The organism is Stappia indica, assembly GCF_009789575.1.
Lineage (GTDB): Bacteria > Pseudomonadota > Alphaproteobacteria > Rhizobiales > Stappiaceae > Stappia > Stappia indica_A.
This window is the reverse complement of record NZ_CP046908.1, coordinates 4,235,334-4,256,464: the sequence shown is the minus strand read 5'-3', so window position 1 is coordinate 4,256,464 and position 21,131 is coordinate 4,235,334. Positions and strand designations below refer to the sequence as shown.

18 protein-coding genes are annotated in these 21,131 nt (G+C 69.0%); 16 read left to right on the top strand and 2 right to left on the bottom strand.

The genetic code is table 11. The annotated features are described in order from the left end of the window. Nucleotides 1-39: 39 nt before the first annotated feature. The gene (locus GH266_RS19765) at nucleotides 40-2,442 is read left to right on the top strand and encodes a YbcC family protein (protein WP_158195357.1); all 2,403 of its coding nucleotides are present in this window, start codon (nucleotides 40-42) and stop codon (nucleotides 2,440-2,442) included. A 52-nt stretch (nucleotides 2,443-2,494) separates the two neighbouring features. On the opposite strand, the gene GH266_RS19760 is transcribed toward GH266_RS19765, so the two are convergent. Beyond that, nucleotides 2,495-3,241 (bottom strand): DeoR/GlpR family DNA-binding transcription regulator, encoded by a 747-nt coding sequence (locus GH266_RS19760; protein WP_158195356.1) that lies wholly within the window; start codon nucleotides 3,239-3,241, stop codon nucleotides 2,495-2,497. Nucleotides 3,242-3,303: 62 nt separating this feature from the next. Here GH266_RS19760 and GH266_RS19755 point away from each other — a divergent pair, with 62 nt between their 5' ends. The 5 genes from GH266_RS19755 (at nucleotide 3,304) to GH266_RS19735 (ending at nucleotide 8,122) form a co-directional block, all read left to right on the top strand. Further along, nucleotides 3,304-3,936, top strand: coding sequence for a TIGR00725 family protein (locus GH266_RS19755; RefSeq protein ID WP_158195355.1), 633 nt, complete (start codon nucleotides 3,304-3,306; stop codon nucleotides 3,934-3,936). Between the two features lie 53 nt (nucleotides 3,937-3,989). Continuing rightward, the gene (locus GH266_RS19750) at nucleotides 3,990-5,081 is read left to right on the top strand and encodes an ABC transporter ATP-binding protein (RefSeq protein ID WP_158195354.1); all 1,092 of its coding nucleotides are present in this window, start codon (nucleotides 3,990-3,992) and stop codon (nucleotides 5,079-5,081) included. After that, a complete protein-coding gene (locus tag GH266_RS19745; protein ID WP_158195353.1) occupies nucleotides 5,078-5,980 on the top strand; it encodes a carbohydrate ABC transporter permease in 903 nt (300 codons plus the stop codon). Before GH266_RS19750 ends, GH266_RS19745 begins: the two co-directional genes overlap by 4 nt. After that, entirely contained in the window at nucleotides 5,977-6,801 is an 825-nt protein-coding gene (locus GH266_RS19740) for a carbohydrate ABC transporter permease (RefSeq protein ID WP_158195352.1), read from the top strand. The genes GH266_RS19745 and GH266_RS19740 overlap by 4 nt, the downstream gene beginning before the upstream one ends. A gap of 70 nt (nucleotides 6,802-6,871) precedes the next feature. Next, on the top strand, nucleotides 6,872-8,122 hold the full coding sequence (locus GH266_RS19735) for an ABC transporter substrate-binding protein (RefSeq protein ID WP_158195351.1): 1,251 nt from the start codon (nucleotides 6,872-6,874) through the stop codon (nucleotides 8,120-8,122). 115 nt (nucleotides 8,123-8,237) lie between these two features. On the opposite strand, the gene GH266_RS19730 is transcribed toward GH266_RS19735, so the two are convergent. After that, the gene (locus GH266_RS19730; RefSeq protein WP_158195350.1) at nucleotides 8,238-9,143 is read right to left on the bottom strand and encodes a LysR family transcriptional regulator; all 906 of its coding nucleotides are present in this window, start codon (nucleotides 9,141-9,143) and stop codon (nucleotides 8,238-8,240) included. Nucleotides 9,144-9,235: 92 nt separating this feature from the next. Here GH266_RS19730 and GH266_RS19725 point away from each other — a divergent pair, with 92 nt between their 5' ends. The 10 genes from GH266_RS19725 to GH266_RS19680 all read left to right on the top strand — a co-directional run bounded on the left by GH266_RS19725 (nucleotide 9,236) and on the right by GH266_RS19680 (nucleotide 21,131). Next, complete coding sequence (locus tag GH266_RS19725) at nucleotides 9,236-10,537, top strand: NAD(P)/FAD-dependent oxidoreductase (RefSeq protein ID WP_158195349.1); 1,302 nt, start codon at nucleotides 9,236-9,238, stop codon at nucleotides 10,535-10,537. After that, nucleotides 10,534-11,712: an NAD(P)/FAD-dependent oxidoreductase gene (locus GH266_RS19720; protein ID WP_158195348.1), complete on the top strand. Its 1,179-nt coding sequence runs from the start codon at nucleotides 10,534-10,536 to the stop codon at nucleotides 11,710-11,712. The genes GH266_RS19725 and GH266_RS19720 overlap by 4 nt, the downstream gene beginning before the upstream one ends. A 13-nt stretch (nucleotides 11,713-11,725) precedes the next feature. Further along, a complete protein-coding gene (locus GH266_RS19715) occupies nucleotides 11,726-12,439 on the top strand; it encodes an SDR family NAD(P)-dependent oxidoreductase (protein ID WP_158195347.1) in 714 nt (237 codons plus the stop codon). Nucleotides 12,440-12,513: 74 nt separating this feature from the next. Further along, complete coding sequence (locus GH266_RS19710; RefSeq protein WP_158195346.1) at nucleotides 12,514-14,055, top strand: ABC transporter substrate-binding protein; 1,542 nt, start codon at nucleotides 12,514-12,516, stop codon at nucleotides 14,053-14,055. Nucleotides 14,056-14,218: 163 nt separating this feature from the next. Continuing rightward, on the top strand, nucleotides 14,219-15,160 hold the full coding sequence (locus GH266_RS19705) for an ABC transporter permease (protein WP_158195345.1): 942 nt from the start codon (nucleotides 14,219-14,221) through the stop codon (nucleotides 15,158-15,160). 41 nt (nucleotides 15,161-15,201) lie between these two features. Further along, entirely contained in the window at nucleotides 15,202-16,071 is an 870-nt protein-coding gene (locus tag GH266_RS19700) for an ABC transporter permease (RefSeq protein ID WP_158196324.1), read from the top strand. Further along, nucleotides 16,068-17,864 carry an ABC transporter ATP-binding protein gene (locus tag GH266_RS19695; RefSeq protein ID WP_158195344.1) on the top strand — a complete coding sequence of 599 codons (1,797 nt, stop codon included), beginning with the start codon at nucleotides 16,068-16,070 and terminating at the stop codon, nucleotides 17,862-17,864. The genes GH266_RS19700 and GH266_RS19695 overlap by 4 nt, the downstream gene beginning before the upstream one ends. A gap of 1,785 nt (nucleotides 17,865-19,649) precedes the next feature. Further along, nucleotides 19,650-20,288, top strand: a complete 639-nt coding sequence (locus tag GH266_RS19690; protein ID WP_158195343.1) for a TetR/AcrR family transcriptional regulator — start codon at nucleotides 19,650-19,652, stop codon at nucleotides 20,286-20,288. Continuing rightward, the gene (locus GH266_RS19685; RefSeq protein WP_209001496.1) at nucleotides 20,285-20,830 is read left to right on the top strand and encodes a GFA family protein; all 546 of its coding nucleotides are present in this window, start codon (nucleotides 20,285-20,287) and stop codon (nucleotides 20,828-20,830) included. The genes GH266_RS19690 and GH266_RS19685 overlap by 4 nt, the downstream gene beginning before the upstream one ends. After that, complete coding sequence (locus GH266_RS19680) at nucleotides 20,817-21,131, top strand: DUF6958 family protein (protein WP_158195342.1); 315 nt, start codon at nucleotides 20,817-20,819, stop codon at nucleotides 21,129-21,131. Before GH266_RS19685 ends, GH266_RS19680 begins: the two co-directional genes overlap by 14 nt.

Here is a 21,131-nt window from a genome sequence, read left to right as displayed (position 1 = left end):
GCCCCCGATCCGCCAACCAATCCGCAGAAAGATCCCAAGATGCTCACGCCTCCGACCTCCCTTGCGACGCCGCACGTCGCCGCATTCCTCCAGGCGGCCGACCGGGCCGCCCGGCGGGTGCCGCCGGCCTTCCCGCTGGATGCGACCGTCGCCGTCAATCCGTTCCTCGGCCAGACCGGCGAGGACATGGCAGAAGCCGCCGCGCGCCTTGCCCGGGTCGCCGGCAGCGACATCGTGCCGGCACGGCGGCTGCATGCCGATGCGCTCGCCGCGCAGACGATCACCGCGCAGGACCTGCAGGACGCGCTGGACGCCGCGCCCTTCGCCGACAAGCCGGCGGATGTCGCAAGCTTGCGGACGCGCCTTGCACAGGCCACTGCCGCCCCCTCGCCGCTGCCGACGCTCGCGGACCTTGCCGCCCGCGCCACCGGCACCGACTGGCCGGAGATCGTCGCCCGCACCGCCGGGCTGTGGGCCGCCGGCCATTTCGACCGGGGCCAGGCGCTGTGGACGCCGGCGCCCGGCCGCTCCGCCTTCGCCGCCTGGCGGGAGTGGGCGCAGCACGACCTGACGCCCGAGCTTGCCGGCCTTTCCGGCTTCTGCCGGCACGTCGCCGCCTGTCCGGACACGCCGGAGCGGGCGATCCTGCGCGCCTCCGAGACCCTTGGCGTCACCGGCGCTGCAGCCGAAACCCTCTACCACCGGCTGCTGGTCGATCTCGGCGGCTGGGCCCAGCATGCCCGCTACCTGCTCTGGCAGGCGGAGCTTGCGGGGAGCACCGACGCCACCCTGACCGATCTTCTGGCCATCCGGCTCGTCTTCGAGGAGGCGCTGTTCCTGAGTTTCGGCGATGCGGTGCAAGAGGAGTGGCAGGCCGTGCTCGCCGCCCATACGCAGGCTCCCGAGCCCACCGCCGACCAGATCACTGACGCCATCCTGCAGGAGGCGGCCGAGCGCGCGTTCCAGCGGCGGCTTGCCGGCCACCTTCATGCACCAGTGCAACCGACGGCCGGCGAGCGGCCCTCCCTGCAGGCGGCCTTCTGCATCGACGTGCGCTCGGAAGTGTTCCGGCGGGCGCTGGAAAGCCTCGATACCGGCGTCCAGACGCTCGGCTTTGCCGGCTTCTTCGGCCTGCCGGTCGCCCATCATCCGCATGGCTCGGTGGAGAGCGAAGCGCATCTTCCCGTGCTGCTGACGCCGGGCATGACCTCCACCGCCCAGCTGGAACCGCAGGCGGAGGCCGCCGGGCGGATCAAGGCGCGGGCGCGGCGGGCCTGGAACCGGTTCCGGCAGGCCGCCGTCTCCTCCTTCGCCTTCGTCGAGGCGGCCGGCCCGCTCTATGCGGCAAAGCTCGTGCGCGATGCGCTGTCGCTGGCGCCCGCTCACCACCATCATCACCATCACGACTGCGCGCCGCGGCTCGATCCGGCACTGACCGCCCGGCAAAAGGCCGAGACGGCGGCGACCGTGCTCAAGGCGATGTCGATGACGCAGGGCCATGCCCGGCTGGTGCTGCTGCTCGGCCACGGCGCCAGCACGACCAACAATCCGCAGGAAAGCGCCTATCACTGCGGCGCCTGCGGCGGCCATACCGGCGAGGTCTCGGCGCGGCTGCTGGCGCAGCTTCTCAACGATCCCGAGACCCGCACTGGGCTTGCCGAGATGGGTCTGCCCATCGCCGCCGACACGCTCTTCCTCGCCGGCCTGCACGACACCACCACCGACGAGGTGACGCTCTTCGCGAAGGACGCCCCGTCGGAGGCGCATGCGGCGGACCTTGCCGCCGCGCGGGAGAAGCTCGCCGAGGCGGGACGGCTCGCCCGGATCGAGCGGGCCGCCCGGCTGCCGGGCGCCAGCCACGACCGGCTGGCCTTGCGGGCGCGCAACTGGGCCGAAACCCGGCCCGAATGGGGGCTTGCCGGCTGCTCCGCCTTCATCGCCGCGCCGCGCGGCGTCACCGCCGGCGCGGATCTCGGCGGACGCGCCTTCCTGCATTCCTACGACTGGCGGGCGGACGAGGGCATGCAGGTGCTGGAGCTGATCCTCACCGCGCCGGTGGTCGTGGCGAGCTGGATCTCGCTGCAATATTACGGCTCGACCGTCGCGCCCGAGCTCTTCGGCGGCGGCAACAAGCTGCTGCACAACGTGGTCGGCGGCATCGGCGTCGTCGAGGGCAATGGCGGGCGGCTGCGCGCCGGCCTGCCCTGGCAGGCGGTCAGCGACGGGGCGCGGCTGATGCACGAGCCGCTGCGGCTGTCGGTGCTGGTGGAGGCTCCGCGCGAGGCGGTGCAGGACATCCTTGCCCGGCACGAGAGCCTGCGCGCCCTCTTCGACAAGGGCTGGATGCACCTCCTGCTGCTGGAAGACGGCAAGGTCTCGGCCCGCTACCGGCCCGGCCTTGCCTGGGAGACGGTCTCGCCGCCGCTGCAGGAAGCGGCATGACAGACAAGGCCCGGCCCGCCGCGTGCGGGCCGGACGCCTCCGGCAATGAGGCTCAGCCGGCCTGCGCCGCCAGGTCCCGGCTGCCGTCGATCACCTGCTCGAAATCCGACAGCATGGCGATGGTGGAGAGCGCCGAGCGGCCGAACTTGCTCGGCGTCGCCAGCAGAAGCGACTTGCGCGCCGCCTGCATCGCCACCTTCTTCACCGCGATCTTCGACAGGTCGAAATCCATCACCCGCCCCTCGGCATCCACCGCCGAGCAGCCGATCAGCGCATAGTCGAGCCGCAGCCCCTGCAGCGCCAGCATCGTCTCCTCGCCGACCAGCGAGCCGTCGCGCCCGGCCACCCGCCGGCCGATCACGTTGACGTCGTGGCGCGAGGGATCGAAGGCGAGCGCCGCGCGCATGCTGTTGGTAAAGACGCGAAAGCCCGGCCGGGCGTTAAGCGCCTTGGCCGCCATCTCGACCGTGGTCCCGACATCGAGGAAGAGGCTCGCCCCGTCGGGCACGCAGGCCGCGGCCGTCTGCGCGACCCGCACCTTGTCCTCGACGGAGAGCTGTTCCTTCTGCCCGTGGTCGAGCCGCAGCGTCTCGGTCTGGCCGGTGACGCCGGCCCCGCCGTGGAAACGCTGCAAGCGGCCGGCATCGGCCAGCGCGATGATGTCGCGCCGGATCGTCTGCGCCGACACGCCGAACTCCTCGGCAAGGCTCTCGATGGTGACGAACCCGTTGCGCTCGGTGAGCGCCAGGATCTCGCGCTGGCGGGGGCTGAAGGCCGACAAGGGCTCGACTCGATTCATGGTCTTGTCGTACTCCGCTGTTTGAATGTAAAAAAGTTTACATCAACGATCGGAGCCGGCCAATGGGTAACACGCGTTATTTTCTGTCTGATGACACCGTCCACTGCGAGCTGGGCCGTCTCGATGCGTGGGACTGGCGCTGGCAGGCCTGCGCGCTTCCCGCCGATGCCCGTGCCGTTTCCGCCCGAGAGGCGCTGGCCGCTGTCGGCACGAAGGGCGGCGCGCGGCGCGTGCCCGTCGGCGTCATCGGGCCGCGTGCGGCAACGCCGGAACAATATGCCGGAGCCGAGGCCGTGGGCCGGGCGCTCGGCGCCCTCGGCCTGACCGTGATCTGCGGCGGCAAGAGCGGCGTCATGGAGGCTGCAGCCAAGGGTTGCCGCGAGGCCGGCGGCCTCACCATCGGCATGCTGCCGGACCACGACTGGCGCTGCGCCAACGACCATATCGCCATCCCCATCGCCACCGGCCTCAGCGAGGGCCGCAACATGATCATCGCCAAATCGTCGGCCGTGCTGGTCGCCGTCGGCGGGTCCTACGGCACCCTGTCGGAGATCGCCTACGGCCTGCACTTCTCCAAGCCCGTCATCGGTCTGCTCGGCGCGCCGGAAGTCGAGGGCCTGGAAATGGCGAGCGATCCGGACGATGCGGTCGAGCGGCTTTGCGGGCATGTGATGGCAATGGCGATCTCGTCATAAAAGTTACACGCATGCCCCTCACAATGTAAGAAAGCTTACAAGGCTGGCACACGATGAGCACCACCCCGACACTGGAACTGCAGGGCGTCACGCGCCGGTTCGGACCGCAGACCGTCCTCGACCGCGTCGACGTCTCCATTCCCTCCGGCAGCTTCACCGCGCTGCTGGGCGCGTCCGGCTGCGGCAAGTCGACGACCTTGCGCATCATGGCCGGGCTCGACCGGCCGAGCGAGGGCGCCGTGCTGCTGAACGGCACGGATGTCGCCGACCGCACCGCCCATGAGCGCAATGTCGCGATGGTGTTCCAGTCCTATGCGCTCTACCCGCATCTGAGCGTGGAGCAGAACATCGCCCTGCCGCTGGCCATGCGCCACCTGACGACGCTCGGCCGCATGCCCGTCGTCGGCCGTTTCGCCCCCGGCAGCGGCGAGGCGCGCGCGAAGATCCGCCGCGCCGTCGGCGAGGTCGCGGAAATGCTCGGCCTGGAGCAGCTGCTGCACCGCAAGCCGGCGCAGTTGTCCGGCGGCCAGAAGCAGCGCGTCGCGCTCGGCCGCGCCCTGGTGCGCGATCCCGTCCTCTTCCTGCTCGACGAGCCGCTGTCCAATCTCGATGCAAGGCTGCGCGTGAAGATGCGCTCCGAGCTCGTCGCCCTGCACAAGCGCACCGGCCGGCCCTTCGTCTACGTCACCCACGACCAGTCCGAGGCCATGGCAATGGCCGACCAGATCGTCGTGATGATCGGCGGGCGGGTCGCCCAGGCCGGCACCCCGCAGGACCTTTACGAGCGCCCCGCCTCGCGCGAGGTCGCCGGCTTCATCGGCACCAATGCGATCAACTTCTTCGAGCCCGGCGGCGCGCCGGCCGGCCTGCATCCGGCGGCCGGCTCGGCGGTGATCGCGCTGCGGCCCGAGCATCTGAGCCCCGCCGCCTCCGGCACGGTCGAGGCCCGGCTCGAGACGGCGGAATATCTCGGCTCGGAAGTGGTGCTGGCCCTGCGGGCGGAGAGCGGCGCGGAGCTGCGGGCCATTGCGCCCGGCAACTACGCCATTCCCGCGCCCGGCAGCGCCGTGCGCCTCGGCTTCGACCCGGCCCAGGTCCATGTCTTCGACGCCGCGTCCGGCCAGCGCATCGGAGAAGCGGCATGAGGCGCCTGTCGATTGCCCGCCGCGAGGCGCTGACCACGCTCTGGCTCGCCGGTCCCGCGACGCTGGCCATGGTGCTGTTCATCTTCCTGCCCGTCGCCATCGTCGCCCTGCTGTCATTCACCGACTACCAGTTCGGCGCGACCACGCTGAACTGGACGGGACTGGAGAACTACCAGCGCCTGCTCGGCTCGACGCTGGGGCAACGGGCCATCACCAACACCCTGCTTTACGTGGCCATCGTCATTCCGGCCTCCGTCGCGCTCGGCCTGCTGGTCGCGCTCGGCCTGCACCGGATGACCGGCTGGGCGCCCGGCCTTGCCCATGCGCTGCGCGCCGTCTACTTCCTGCCCGTCGCCGCGACGCTGGTCGCCATGTCGGTCGCCTGGCAGATGGTGCTGCATCCCTCGCTCGGCGTGGTCAACCACGCGCTCGCGGCCCTTGGCGGCGAGCCGCGCAACTGGCTCAGCGACCGGGGCCTGGTGCTCTACACCCTGGCGATGATCGGCATCTGGCAGACCGTCGGCTACAACATGGTGCTGTTCCTGGCCGGCCTCGTCGCCATTCCGCCGGAGCTCTACGACGCCGCCGAGGTCGACGGGGCGGGCGGCGGCTGGTCGCGCTTCTGGACCGTCACCTGGCCGATGCTCGGGCCGACCACCCTCTTCGTGCTGGTGGTGACCGCGACCAACGCCTTCCGGGTGTTCGAGACCGTCGCCACGCTGACGCGCGGCGGCCCGGCCTTCGCCTCCGACACGCTGGTCTACGCGCTCTACCGGGAAGGCTTCGTCTATTTCAAGGCGGGCTATGCCAGCGCCATCACCATGGTCTTCTTCGCCTTCCTGCTGATCCTGACCTTCGCGCAGATCCGCATCGTCGAGAAGAAGGTGCATTACAGATGATCCGCAAGCTCGTCGGCCGTATCGTTTCCACAACGCTGCTGCTCCTGGGAGCTGCCGCGATCCTCCTGCCCTTCATCTGGATGCTGTCGCTGTCGGTGAAGCCGCGTGACGAGATCTTCAGCACCGAGATCGCCCTGCTGCCCTCGCGGCTGGAATGGCGCAACTTCGTCGTGGCGCTGACCAGCACCGACGTGCCGCTGTTCCTGTGGAACGGGCTCGTCGTGGTGCTCGGCATCCTGGTCTTCCAGCTGGTGTTCGCCGTGCCTTGCGCCTATGCGCTGGCGCAGCGGACCTTCCGGGCCCGCGCGCTGGTCTTCGGCCTCGTTCTCGCAGGCCTCCTGGTGCCGTTCCACGTCACCGCGATCCCGATCTTCCTCGGCTTCGCCCAGGCCGGCATCCTCAACACCTACTGGGCGCTGATACTGCCGTTCATCCCCACCGCCTTCGGCATCTTCCTGTTCCGCCAGGCGATCTCGCAGCTCCCCACCGAGCTGTTCGAGGCGGCGCGGGTCGACGGGTTGAGCGAGACCGCCATTGTCTGGCGCATCACCTTCCCCTTGGTGCTGCCGGCGGCGACCGCCTTTGCGATCTTCTCGGTGACCGCGCACTGGAACGACCTGTTCTGGCCGCTGATCGCCACCACGGATCCGCAGCTCGCCACGCCGCCGCGCGGCATTCTCTACTTCCGCGACGAGGAGTCCGGCGACGATGTCGGCCCGCTCATGGCCGCGGCCCTCATCATCACCGCGCCGCTGGTCATCGCGTTCCTGCTGGCGCAGCGCAAGTTCACGCAAGGCCTCGCCGCAAGCGGCCTGAAGTGAAGCGGGTACCCGACAACCACAGACGCGGGAAAAACCGCGCAGCACGAAACGTCAACCAGGAGTGTCAAGCATGAGACGTGCCCTATTCGCCGCGGCTTTCGCGCTCGTCGCCAGCAGCGCCACTGCCCAGGAGACCGAGATCCGCGTGCACTATGCGATCCCGACCATCTGGGCCGATACGCAGAAGGCGCTAGCCGACGCCTTCATGGCCAAGCATCCCGAGATCAAGGTCACCCTGGACGGCCCGGCCGAGGGCTATCCGGAAGGCGTGCAGCGCCTGCTGCGCGAGGCCGTCGCCGGCACCGCGCCGGACGTCGCCTATGTCGGCCTCAACCGCTGGCGCATCCTGCAGGATCGCGGCCTGACCCAGCCGCTCGACGGCTTCCTCGGCGACAACCCGGCCGAGCAGGGCTACACCCCGGCGCTGCTGTCGCTCGGCAGCTTCAAGGGCCAGCAGCATGCGCTGGCGACCTCCGCCTCGACGCTGGTCATGTATGTGAACCCGAAGCTCGTCGAGCAGGCCGGCGGGTCCATGGACAACTTCCCGACCACCTTCGACGGGGTGATCGAGCTCGCCGCCAAGATCAACGCGCTCAGCGACACGATCGACGGTGTGTGGATCGACCGTCACGACTGGCGCTACCAGTCGCTGCTCGGTGCCTATGGCGGGCGTCCGATGAACGAGGACGAGACCGACATCACCTTCGACAGCGAAGCGGGCATCGAGGCCGCGCGCCTCTACCAGCGCTTCGCCAAGGAAGCGGGCATGAAGTCCTACGCCGACAGCGACGCCCGCCAGGCCCTGCCGGCCGGCACGCTCGGCATCATGTTCGAGAGCTCCTCGCTGCAGACCCGCTTCGAGCAGGGCGCGGGCGATGCGTTCAAGGTCACCGTCAAGCCGCTGCCGCTGGGCACCGACGACGAGGCCTCCGTCTACTTCCCGACCGGCGGCTCGGGCATCGTCATGCTGACCAAGGACGAGGCCAAGCAGAAGGCGGCGTGGGAGTACATTTCCTTCGTCACCGGCCCTGAGGGCCAGAAGATCATCGTGGAGAACACCGGCTATGCTCCGGCCAACTCCATCGTGGTCGAGGACAAGGAGTATCTCGGCGCCTTCTACGAGAAGGACCCGAACGCCCTGGTCGCCCACTCCCAGATCGCCCGCCATGCCGGCCCCTGGTACGCCTATCCGGGCGCCGAGGGTGTCGCGGTCACCGACCTGATCGCCGCCGCCCTGGTGGAAGTGACGGAAGGCGCCGACGCCGACGCGACGATCAAGGAGCTGGCCGAGACGCTGCGCGTCCAGCTCGGCATGAAATAAGCATCCCGCAATAAACCGGTCTCTCCCAAGACCGGATTGGAGACGGTCGCGCCCTCAGGGTGCGGCCGTTTTCGTTTCTGGCGTCAGTCATGTTGATGACGCGGCCTCAGCCGCGTCAGTCGTCCTGATAACCACGGACGTAGCGCTCGAACCCGTCGACCAGCGCCAGTGCCTCCGGGCTCAGCTTGTCGCCATGCGGCTTGATGATCGAATATTCGAACCGGTCGGGGATCTCGACCGGGCGCATCACCCCGCCCATGCGCATGTGGTCGCGCGCGGTGAAGGCATCGACGATGCCGACGCCCAGCCCCCGCATCACCAGCGCCGAGACGATGTGCGAGAGGTAGGATTTCATCTTCTGCACCGGCGGCCGGCGCATCTTGGCGAAGACCCGGTCGAAGGCCCGGCCGGACATGGTGGAATCCACGAAGCCGACGAAGTCGACGCCGGCAAGGTCCTCCTCGCGCACGATGTCGCGTGTCCCCAGCGGATGGCCCGGCGGGCCGATGAAGCGGAACGGCACCGAGCCGCTGCCCACCACGTCCACCTCGTGCTTGTGGCGCGTGGGGATGCCGAAGCCCACCTGGCACTGGCGCAGCGCCACCTGCCGCACCACCGGCAGCGTCGTCATCGACAGGAACTCGGCGCGGAACTCGGGCCGCTCCTGCGACAGCATCGCGATCACGCCGGGCAGCGCCGACTGGGCGATGGCCGGGGCCGCGGCGATGGTCAGCGTCGCCCGGTACCCCTGGCGGATCTGGGTCGCGGCGCGCTCGATCTGACCCAGGCCGACGAAGCTGCGCTCCACCTCCGTCCACAGCTCGTGCGCCTCGCGGGTGGCGACGACGCGCCCGCCCCTTCGGCTGAACAGCGGCAGCTGCAGCCGCTCCTCCAGATCGCGGATCAAGCGGCTGACGGCCGGCTGCGAGATCGCCATCTCGTCGGCGGCGGCGGACACCGTTCCCGCGCGCATGACGCAGCGAAAAGCTTCCAGGGAACGTTGCGAAATCGAAGCGACCATAACAATTCCGCATAATCGTGAAAGGAAACGGTATTTGCCTTATACTCGGCGCCTTCGCACTCTGACAACAGCAGTCAGTCTGGAGGGGCGACGTGAGCGCGGCAGACGATCACCGGCAGGTTCCGGCAAGCACACAGGTCGTGGTCATCGGCGGAGGCATCGTCGGTGTCTGCACCGCCCTCTTCCTCGCCGAAAAAGGCATTCCCGTCGTCCTGTGCGAGAAGGGCCGCATCGCCGGCGAACAGTCCTCGCGCAACTGGGGCTGGATCCGCAAGGCCGGCCGCGACAACCGCGAACTCCAGCTGATGATCGAGAGCGCCGCCATCTGGCGCGACCTTGCCCCGCGCCTCGGCGAGGACATCGGCTACGGCATTCGCGGCACCACCTATCTCGCCGCCGACGAGACGGAGCTGGAAAAGCATCGGACCTGGCTGCGCGAGAACGCCGATTTCAACCACGGGTCCGTGCTCCTCGGCCCGCAGGAGACCGACGACCTTCTCAAGCGCAACGACCGCCAGTTCGCCGGCGCCCTGCACACCCCGTCCGATGCCACCGCCGAGCCCTCCCTCGCCGTCCCGGCGATGGCGCGCCATGCCGCGCGCCTCGGCGCCACGATCATCGAGGGCTGCGCGGTCCGCATGATCGAGCGGGCCGGCGGCAAGGTGCGCTCCGTCGTCACCGAGCATGGCGAGATCGCCTGCCAGAGCGTGGTTCTGGCCGGCGGCGTGTGGTCGCGCACCTTCCTGGAAAATCTCGGCCTGTCGCTGCCGCAGCTGGCGGTGAAGTCCTCGGTCCTGCGCACGACGCCGGGGCCGGAGGTTGTCGCCGGCGCGGTCGGCGCCACGAAGGCTTCGCTGCGCCGGCGCGCCGACGGCGGCTACACCATCGCCCGCTCGGGCGCGGCGGAGTTCCAGCTGGTGCCGGCCGCCTTCCGCCATTTCCTCGACTTCCTGCCCGTGCTGGCCGACCGCTGGCAGATGATGAAGATCCGCCTCAGCGGCGATTTCTTCGGCCCGCTCGGCCGCCATCGCTGGCAGGCCGACGAGGTTACCCCGTTCGAACAGGTGCGGGTGATGGATCCGGTGCCCGATCCGCGCCTGCTCGCCAATGTGCTGGCCGGCGCCAAGGCGCTGCATCCGCGCCTCGACGGGGTCGAGATCGCCCATAGCTGGGGCGGGTTGATCGACGTCATGCCAGACGAGATCCCCGTCGTCGACGAGCCGGCCGGCTGGTCGGGCCTCGTCGTCGCCACGGGCCTGTCCGGCCACGGCTTCGGCATCGGCCCCGGCGTCGCCCGCCTGGTGGTCCAGCAGATCGAGGGCGACACGCCGCTGGTCGACATGAAGCCCTTCGCCTACACCCGTTTCGGCAGAAAATCGAAGGCGGCCGCATGAACCATCCCGCCCTCGCCACGCCCGACGTGCTCGTCATCGGCGCCGGTATCACCGGCACCGCGGCAGCGCTCGAAATCGCCGGGGCGGGCGGGAGTGTGGAGGTGATCGACGCTTACGGCCCCGCCGCCATGGCCTCGGGCTGGACGCTGGCCGGCGTGCGCCAGTCGGGCCGCCATCCGGCGGAGCTGCCGCTGGCACTCGCCGCCGTCGAGCTCTGGCAGGATCTTCACGAACATCTCGGCGCGCCGACCGGCTATCGCCGCTCCGGCAACCTGCGCCTCGCCCGCACGGATGCGGAAGTCGCCACGATCCGCGCCCTCGTCGCAGACCAGACCCGGGCCGGCCTGCAGCTCGCCTTCCTGCCGGATCTTTCCAGCGTGCGCGAGATCGCCCCGGCCCTGTCGGACCGGGTTCTTGCCGCCTCCTTCTGTCCCTCGGACGGCCATGCCGACCCGCTTGCGACCGTCACGGCCTATGCGAACCGTGCCGAGAGCCTTGGTGCGCGCCTTGCCTTCGGCGAGCGCGTGCTGCGGCTGGAGGCGGAGGGCGGGCGCATCGTTCGCGTCGTCACCGACCGCCGCACCCTGAGCCCCGGCACGGTGCTGATCGCCGCCGGCTTCCTCGTCAACGAGCTGCTCGCCCCGCTCGGCCACGGCATCCCCTTGCGCCGGCCGATGGTCACCGTGCTGCGCAGCACCCCCTGCCCGCCCCTGCTCATGCCCGTCCTCGGCGTCGCCAATGCCAACATGGCGGCGCGCCAGGAGAACGACGGGCGCATGCGCGTCACCAGCGGCATGGAGGACTGGTCCGGCGAGATCGTCGAGGCCGGCGGGCGCCCCACCATCCGCCCGCGCATGCAGGCCCTTGGCGAAACCATCGCCAAGGTCGCCGAGGTGCTGCCGGGCTTTGCCGAGGTGGAGCTGGCCGAGTGCTGGGCCGGCGCGCTCGACCTGACGCCGGATGCGCTCCCGGTGATCGACCGGCTGCCCGGCCTCGACAATGCGGTCGTGGCGGCGGGCTTTTCCGGCCACGGCTTCGGCATCGGCCCGGTCACCGGCGCCATCGCCGGCCGCATCGCGCTCGGGCGCGATCCGGGCCCCGACGTGTCCGCCTTCCGCTATGGCCGCTTTGCCGCGCAAACCGGCCCCGACGCGCCGCTCACCCTGCACGGATAGAGGAGACCAGCCCATGCTCAATCCCGAAGGCCGCGTGGTCATGGTGTCCGGCGCCAGCCGGGGCATCGGGCTGGCGATCACCCGCAAGCTTCTCGACAAGGGCTACAGCGTCAGCGCCGGCGCGCGGAACCCGGATGCGCTCGCCGGGCTCCTGGGCGATGCGCCGGGCGACCGGTTCCTGTGCGCCCGCTACGATGCCGGCGAGCGCGCCACCCATGGCGAATGGCTGGCGGCGACGCTCGCCCGCTTCGGCCGGCTCGACGGGCTCGTCAACAATGCCGGCACCTCCAACACCTTCTCCATCGAAAGCGGCGAGGAGGAAGACCTCGACGCGCTGTGGACCATCAACGTCAAGGGCCCGCTGTTCCTGACGCGGGCCTGCCTGCCGCATCTGAAGGCCGCCGGCAGCGGCCGGGTGATCAATGTCGCCTCGCTGTCGGGCAAGCGCGTGCGCAACGAGAACGTTGCCTATAACATGACCAAGCACGCCCTCATGGCGCTCACCCACGGCACCCGCCGCATCGGCTGGGACCACGGCGTTCGCGCCACCGCCGTCTGCCCGAGTTTCGTCGCAACGGATCTGACCGACGGGGTCACCAAGATCTCGCGGGAGGAGATGATCCATCCCGACGATTTCGCCGAAATTACCGCCCTGGCGCTGGCCCTGCCGAACACGGCAGCCATGGCGGAAATGCTGGTAAACTGCCGGCTTGAAGACACGCTGTGAGGAGCAGCGTGAACAACAAAAGGGCCCCATAGACAAAAAAATACAAAACAAAACATCGACCAGAGGACAGGACCATGAAAACCGGACTGGGAATTGCACTTGCAGCCTTGCTGGCGACAGGACAGGCCTATGCCGCCGGAACGACCCTGAATGTGGGTATGGCGAGCGCGGATGCGGGCAAGCTCGACCCGCATGTGGCGACCTCCACCCCCGACAAGGGCCTCCTTCACTGGATGTTCAACGGTCTGGTGCGGATCAAGCCGGGCGAGGCGAGCCCGGAATTCATCGAGCCGGACATCGCCAGCAGCTGGACCACCTCCGATGACGGCCTGACCTGGGTCTTTTCCTTGCGCGACGACGTGGAGTGCCACGGCGACTACGGCAAGATCGACGCGGAGGACGTGGTCTATTCGCTGAAGCGCTCGGCCAATACGGACATCTCCGCCTTCGCCAAGGACTACACGGCCTTCGACAGCGTCGAGGCGACCGGTCCGCTGGAAGTCACCATCAAGCTCAAGAACAAGATCCCGAGCCTGCTCGGCCTCCTGGTGCCGTATCATGGCGGCAACATCGTCTGCAAGGACGCGGTCGAGGCGCTCGGCGACGAGTATCAGCGCACCCCCATCGGCACCGGCCCCTTCATGTTCGCCGAGTACCAGCCGCAGCAATACGTGAAGCTGGTCGCCAATCCGGACTATTTCCGCGGCGAGCCGAAGATCAAGGAGATCTTCTACCGTTACATCCCGTCCGATTCCTCGCGTGATCTTGCCTTCCAGGCCGGCGAAGTCGACATGATCTACGGCAAGCAGGAGCAGACCTGGGTCGAGCGCATCAAGCAGGTGCCGGGCACGGTCGTGTCGGTGATGAAGCCGGGCGAGATGTCGGTCATCCACCTCAACATGACGATGCCGCCGCTCGATGATCTGCGCGTGCGCCAGGCCGTCGCCCATGCGATCAACCGCGACGCCATGGTCCAGTTCAAGGGCCCGGACGTCACGCTTGCGGCGATCTCGCCGGTGCCCGAAGGCCATCTCGGCTACACCGCCGACGTGCCGACCTACGAGCATTCGGTGGAGAAGGCCAAGGCCCTGCTCGCCGAGGCCGGCCATCCGGACGGCGTGACCATCAAGGCGATCCACACCACGCTGCCGGGCATGCTGACCACCATGGAGGCGATCCAGGCGCTGCTGCGCGAGGCGAACATCAACCTGGAGATCGAGACCGTCGAGCACGCGACGTTCCACGAGCAGATCCGCAAGGACATGAGCCAGGTGACCCATTACGCGGCCGCCCGCTTCCCCGTCGCGGACGTCTACCTGACGCAGTTCTTCTACTCCCCGTCGATCGTCGGCACACCGACGGCGATCACCAACTTCTCCCATTGCGCGGTTGCCGATGCGGAGATCGAGGCGGCGCGCGTGGAAGGCGACAAGCAGAAGCAGCTCGAATACTGGGCCGAGGCCCAGCGCAAGATCATGGCGGAAGTCTGCGCCGTGCCGATCGTGCAGAGCATGCAGCTGTGGGCCTGGAAGGACACGCTCGACCTCGGCGTCGAGGTGAACGGATCGCTGAACCTCAGCCCGCCCGTCACCGAAGCCGCGTCCTTCTCGCAGTGAGAAGCGCGTAAGCTCCGCACCGGAGGGCCGCAAGGCCGGTCCGGCAAGTGACGACGCTTCTTCCGCCGGGCGCATCTTGCCCGGCGGCGGCAAGCGATCTCATCCGCCACGGCGGGCGCGCGCCAGCGCGTCCCTGCCCGTGGGCGACGGAGGCTCGCCTTACATGACCGCATTCGTTCTCAAGCGGCTTGGTTTCGCGGCGATCACGCTTTTCGCCGTGCTGACCATCGTCTTCTTCATCGTCCGCGTGCTGCCGGGCGATCCGGCGCTGGCGATCCTGGGCGACCAGGCCAGCCAGTCGGCGCTGGAGGCCCTGCGCATCCGCCTCGGCCTCGATGTCCCGCTCTACCAGCAGTATTTCGTCTTTCTCGGCGGCGTCGTGGTGGGCGACTGGGGCGTCTCCATGGTCTCGGGCCGGCCCGTGATCGAGGAGATCCTCAAGGTCCTTCCCGCGACCATCGAGCTCACCGTCGCCTCGCTGATCCTCGGCATCGTCGTCGGCGTGCCCATCGGCGTGTGGTCGGCGGTGCGCCGCAACAAGCTGCCGGACTATCTCGCCCGCATCGGCTCGCTGCTCGGCCTGTCGTTCCCGGCCTTCGTCTCGGCGGTGCTGCTGCTCTTGTTCTTCTCGATCCACCTGCGCTGGTTCCCGGTGATCAGCTCGGGCCAGGGCAGCGGCCTTGCCGACCGGGCGCGGGATCTCGCCCTGCCGGCGATCAATCTCGGGCTGATCATGGCCGCCTACATCACCCGCGTCACCCGCTCGGCGATGCTGGAGGTGCTGAACCAGGACTATGTGCGCACGGCCAGGGCCAAGGGCCTCGCCTTCGCGATCATCGTCTGGCGGCACTGCCTGCGCAACGCCCTGATCCCGGTGGTGACCGTCGTCGGCCTCTATCTCGGCATCCTGATCGGCAATTCGGTGCTGACCGAGATCGTCTTCAACCGCCCCGGTCTCGGCAAGCTGATCGTCGGCGCGCTCAACCAGCGCGACTACACGATGCTGCAGGGCATGATGGTCATCTACACGCTGATCGTCGTGCTGGTGAACCTGATCACCGACCTGACCTACGGCCTGATCGACCCGAGGATCAAATACTCATGACGACCCAGCCGACCGCCGCGACCGGCCAACGCCCGTCGCGCATGACCTATTACCGCCTCGCGCTGGCGACGGTGCTTTCGGGTCTGTTCAACGCCTTCAACGCCAACAAGACCTCGTGGGTCGGCCTTGCCGTGTTCCTGATCGTCGCCCTCCTGGCGATCCTGGCACCGGTCATCGCCCCTTACGATCCCCTGCAGCAGAACATCCTCTACCGCCTCAAGCCGCCGTCGGAGGCGCATTGGTTCGGCACCGACTACTATGGCCGCGACACGCTCTCGCGCATCCTGTGGGGCGCCCGCATCTCGCTGACCATCGGCCTGCTCGCCATCGGCTCGGCGATGATCATCGGCACCTTGATCGGCATGGTCGCCGGCTATTTCGGCGGCCGTACCGACCTGCTCACCATGCAGGTGATGGACGTGCTGCTGGCCTTCCCCTCGCTGATCCTCGGCCTGATCGTCGTCGCCATGCTCGGTCCGTCGGTCGCCAATCTCGTGATCGCCATCGCGCTCACCGCGATCCCGCCGTTCGCGCGCATCGCCAGGGCGCCGACGATCGCGGTCAAGAACCGCGAGTTCATCGAGGCCGGCCACGCGCTCGGCTACTCGCACATGCGGCTGATGTTCCGCCACATCCTGCCGAACATCGCGCCGGAAGTGCTGGTGATGGGCTCGCTGTGGCTCGCCACCGCCATCCGCGTCGAGGCTTCGCTCGCCTTCATCGGCCTCGGCGTCAATCCGCCGACGGCCACCTGGGGCGGCATGATCCGCGAGGGCTTCGAGAACATTCTCGACAGCTTCTGGCTGGCCCTCTTCCCCTCGCTGGCGATCCTCGTCGTCGTCTTCTCTCTCAACCTCTTGGGCGACGGCCTGCGCGATGCGGTCGATCCGCGACTGAAGGGGGAACAATGACCGAGCCCGTTCTCAAGGTCGAAGGCCTCACCACCTCCTTCCGCACCGACGGCGCCTTCGTGCCGGTGGTGCGCGATCTCGGCTTCACCATCGACACCGGCGAGACCGTCGCCATCGTCGGCGAGTCCGGCTCCGGCAAGTCGGTCACCGCGCTGTCGATCATGCGGCTGCTGCAGGAAGGCTCGAGCCGCATCGAGGGCTCGGTCCGCCTGTCCGGGCGCGATCTGCTCGCGCTCGACGAGGAGGCGATGCGCGATGTGCGCGGCGGCGAGATCGGCATGATCTTCCAGGAGCCGATGACCAGCCTCAACCCGGTGCTGAAGATCGGCTTCCAGATCGCCGAGGTGCTCTATCGCCATCGCGGCATGAGCCAGGCCCAAGCGGAAACAGAGGTACTGCGGCTGTTCGATCTCGTCCGCATTCCCGACGCGAAACGGCGGATCGGCGAGTATCCGCACTCCTTCTCCGGCGGCATGCGCCAGCGGGCGATGATCGCCATGGCGCTCGCCTGCCAGCCCAAGCTCCTGATCGCCGACGAGCCGACCACCGCCCTCGACGTCACCATCCAGGCGCAGATCCTCCAGCTCATCCGCGAGCTGCAGAGCGAGATCGGCATGGCGGTGATGTTCATCACCCACGACATGGGCGTCGTCGCGGAGATCTCCGACCGGGTCGTCGTCATGCTGCGCGGCGACAAGGTGGAGGAAGCCCCTGTCGACCGGCTCTTCGCCGCGCCCGAGCACCCCTACACCAAGATGCTGCTCGGCGCCGTACCCCGGCTCGGCGGGCTCGGCGACACCAGGACGCCGCGCCGCTTCCCCAAGCTCGACGACACCGGCGCGGGCCCCGAGCCCGACAACGAACCGGACATGCGCGGCGCGCCGCTGCTGGAAGTGCGCAACCTGACGACGCGGTTTTCCGTGCGCGGCGGGCTGCTCAACCGGCCGGTCGGCAATGTCCATGCGGTCGAGGACGTGTCGCTGACGCTCGCCGCCGGCGAGACGCTGGCGCTTGTCGGGGAATCGGGCTGCGGCAAGTCGACGACGGGCCGCTCGATCCTGCGGCTGGTGCAGCCGGCAGGCGGCGAGATCCTGTTCGAGGGCAAGGACCTGATGGCCGCAAACCACGGCGAGCTGCGCCTTGCCCGCCAGCGGTTGCAGATGATCTTCCAGGACCCCTACGGCTCGCTCAACCCGCGCCAGGCGGTCGGCTCGGCCATCGCCGAACCGATCCGCGTGCATAAGCTGATGGCCGACGAGGCGATCCCCGACCGGGTCAACGAGCTGCTGCGCCTCGTCGGGCTGAAGGAGGAGCACGCGCTGCGCTTCCCGCACGAGTTCTCCGGCGGCCAGCGCCAGCGCATCTGCATCGCCCGCAGCCTGGCGCTCGAGCCGAAGATGATCGTGGCGGACGAGTCCGTCTCCGCGCTGGATGCCTCGATCAAGGCGCAGGTGATCAACCTGATGCTCGACCTGCAGCGGGAGCTCGGCCTTGCCTATCTCTTCATCAGCCACGACATCGCCGTGGTCGAGCGGGTCAGCCACCGCATCGCCGTGATGCTGCTCGGCGAGATCGTCGAGATCGGCCCGCGCGACGCGGTGCTGCGCAACCCGCAGCACCCCTACACGAAGAAGCTGATCGAAGCCGTTCCGGTGCCCGATCCCGCCGACAAGCGCCAGCGCGGCGGGCTCCTCACCGACGAGCTGAAGAGCCCGGTGCGCGCGCTCGACTGGATCCGCCCGGCCTCGCGGATGTATCCGGTCGGCGAAGGCCACCTGGTCCGGGAGTTCTAGGGGGCGTCGCTCTCCGTCGAGAACCGGAAGGCGACGGAACCGCCGCCGCCTTTCCCTCGACTGCGGGCAGCTGCACCGGCCGCCCCGGCCGGCTGCCGAACACCGGCCCACCCCGCCCTCGGCCGTTCGACCCCAGCCCCTGGCCGACCGCTCACGACGGACCGCTCTTCCGGTCGTTTCTTTCTCAGGCTGTCATCTCGGCCGCGCGCAAGCGCAGAGCCGGGAGCCATTGGCACCCTCAGCCGGCGTGAGGCGGAAGGCGCTTGTTGCAACTCGCGGCTGCGCTCGTCGCTCCACCCTCTCCCTGGCGTCATTCCGGGCAAGGCGAAGCCGCGACCCGGAACCGGGGAGGCACAGCGGCTGTGGTGTTTCCTGAGCACTGCGGCAATCGTCCCCGGCTCGCCGATCCCGCATCTGCTCTTCGCTCCGTGCGGGATGACGAAAGGAGAGGATTGCGTCCGGGAGGACGCGCCGGGAGAGGGCAGCGCTTCATCTCGGGCGCTGCTCACCCCCCTCTGTCGGCTGTCGCCGACATCTCCCCCTCAAGGGGGGAGACGGGTGCGTGGGGCTCGGTCCACGTGTCGTGGCCCCTACCTCTGTGTTCGTCATTCCGGGCAAGGCGCAGCCGCGACCCGGAACCGGCGAGCCACAGCGGTCGTGGCCTCTTTCGGGCGCGCACCTCATCCGCCCCCGGCTCTCCGATCCCGGATCGGCGCCTCGCTCCGTGCGGGATGATGCGGGGATGGGTGGTGCGTGGGACGGGAGCGTGTTGCCGCCGCTTTCATTCTCCCCACTCGGCTGTCACGCCTGCGCAGGCAGGCGTCCAGTATCCGCTGGGGCGGATGGCGGCGCGATGCTAGCCGCCACCGGCGTTCCGGCGGCGGCACTGAGGCCTGAGCCGAACCGTGCGGGGTTACTGGTTCCCGGTCTCCGGCTGCGCCGAAACCGGGACGACATCCTGCGTGTGCGGCTTCGGGCGACGGGTCGTCACCAGCGCTGTTCCCTCTGCTTACCCTCCTCTGTCGGCTACGCCGACATCTCCCCCTCATGGGGGGAGAGGGGAGAGCGGGGCTGGCGCCGGTGCATCCTCACCACCGCTCTGGAAGCCATTAGCCCCCGGCTCTTCGGCTTCGCCTGCGGCCGGGGTGACGGCCGAAAGGATGCGAGGCTGCCCCCACTCCACGGCTGTCACTCCGGAGGAGCATCGTGAGAGTGCGGAACCATTGGCACCCTCAGCCGGCGTGAGGTGGGATGCCTCTCCTTGGCGTCTTCCCGGACGAGGCCGAAGGCCGAAGATCCGGGACCGGGGAGGCACGGCGGCTATGGAGCTTCCTGAGCGCTGCGGCAATCGTCCTCGGCTCTCCGATCCCGCATCTGCTCTTCGCTCCGTGCGGGATGACGAAAGGAGAGGATTGCGTCCGGGAGGACGCGCCGGGAGAGGGCAGCGCTTCATCTCGGGCGCTGCTCACCCCCCTCTGTCGGCTGCCGCCGACATCTCCCCCTCAAGGGGGGAGAGGGGTGCGTGGGGCATGGCCGGTGCGTCCTCACCATCGCTCTGACAGCCAATAAGCCCAGGCTCTCCGGCTTCGCCTGCGGACGGGGTGACCTCGGAGGGTGGGGACGGCGCGCGCCCAAGCAGCCCACCATCCGACCTCCCCCCCCAGCGCACCACAAACCTCCCCCAGCCCCCATCCAGCCTCCCGCAGCGCCCCCCTGCAGCGCCCCCCGCCAGCTGCGCAAGACTCCCCCTTGCCATACATACCAACCGTATGGTATGTATCTGTCATGCCAAGACCATCCAAACAGTCCCCCGAACGCGGCGATGCCCGCACCCGCCTTCTGGAGGCCGCCCAGCACAGCATTCGTGCGAAGGGGTTTGCCGCCACCTCCGTCGACGACCTGTGCCGGCTCGCCGAGGTGACGAAGGGCGCGTTCTTCCACCAGTTCGGTTCCAAGGAGGCGCTCGGCGTCGCCGCGGCCGAGTACTGGGAGAGCGGCACGACGGCCTTCTTCGAGGCGGCGCCCTACCACCTGCCGGACGATCCGCTGGACCGTGTGCTGGCCTATGTCGCCTTCCGCAAGTCGATCATCGAGGGCGAATTCTCAGAGTTCACCTGCCTTGTCGGGACCCTGGTGCAGGAGGTCCACGCCGCCTCGCCCGACATCCGCGATGCCTGCGGCAGCAGCATCTTCGGCCACGCGGCGACGCTGGAAAGCGACATCCGCGCGGCGATGGAGGCGCGCGGCATTCGCGGCGAGTGGACGGCCGAAAGCCTTGCCCGCCACACGCAGGCGGTCATCCAGGGCGGCTTCATCCTCGCCAAGGCGGGCAACGATCCCGGCCTTGCCCGCGAGAGCCTCGACCATCTCGAACGCTATATCCGCCATCTGTTCGGCCAGCCCCGGAAGGAGACGACGCCGTGACCCAGACCATCAAGCTCTCCTGTGCCTGCGGCGCGGTCGAGATGGAGGCGGACAACCCGCCGATCATGAGCACCGAGTGCCTGTGCACCTCGTGCCGGACCGCCGCGGACGTGTTCGAGGCCCTGCCCGGCGCGCCGCGCCTGAGGGAGGCGACGGGCGGCACCCGCACGGAGATATATCGCAAGGACCGCGTCCGCTGCGTCAAGGGCGCCGACCACCTGCGGGAACACCGCCTGACGGCGCAGACCACAACCCGCCGCGTGGTCGCCACCTGCTGCAACACGCCGATCTTCCTCGACTTCACCAGCGGCCACTGGATCGACCTCTACGGTCCCCTGTGGCCCGCCGGCACCCTGCCGCCCCTGCAGATGCGCACCATGACCGGCGACATGGACGATCCCTCCGCTCTGCCCGACGACGTTCCCAACCTGAAGACCCATTCGGCCGGGTTCTTCCTGCGCCTGATCATGGCCTGGGCCGCGATGGGCTTCCGCCGCCCGCGCGCCGACTACGTGAAAGGAGTGCTGAATGCCCCGGCCTGACGACAGGATCGAGATCGAAAACGTCAACACGCCCGGCAGGACCTCGCGTGTCGACCGCGCCAAATACGAGGCGATGCGCACCGCCCTGCTGTCCGTCCTGACGCAGGACAAGCCGGGGCTGACGGTGGCCGAGGCCAAGGCGGCGCTGCTGCCGCATCTGCCGCACGCGCTGTTCCCGGAAGGCGCGACCGCCGGCTGGTGGCTGAAGGCGGTCCAGCTCGACCTGGAGGCAAAAGGCACCATCGCGCGCGCGCCGACCAAGCCGCTCCGCCTCTATCGGAGCGCGCCCGGTTCCGCCTGA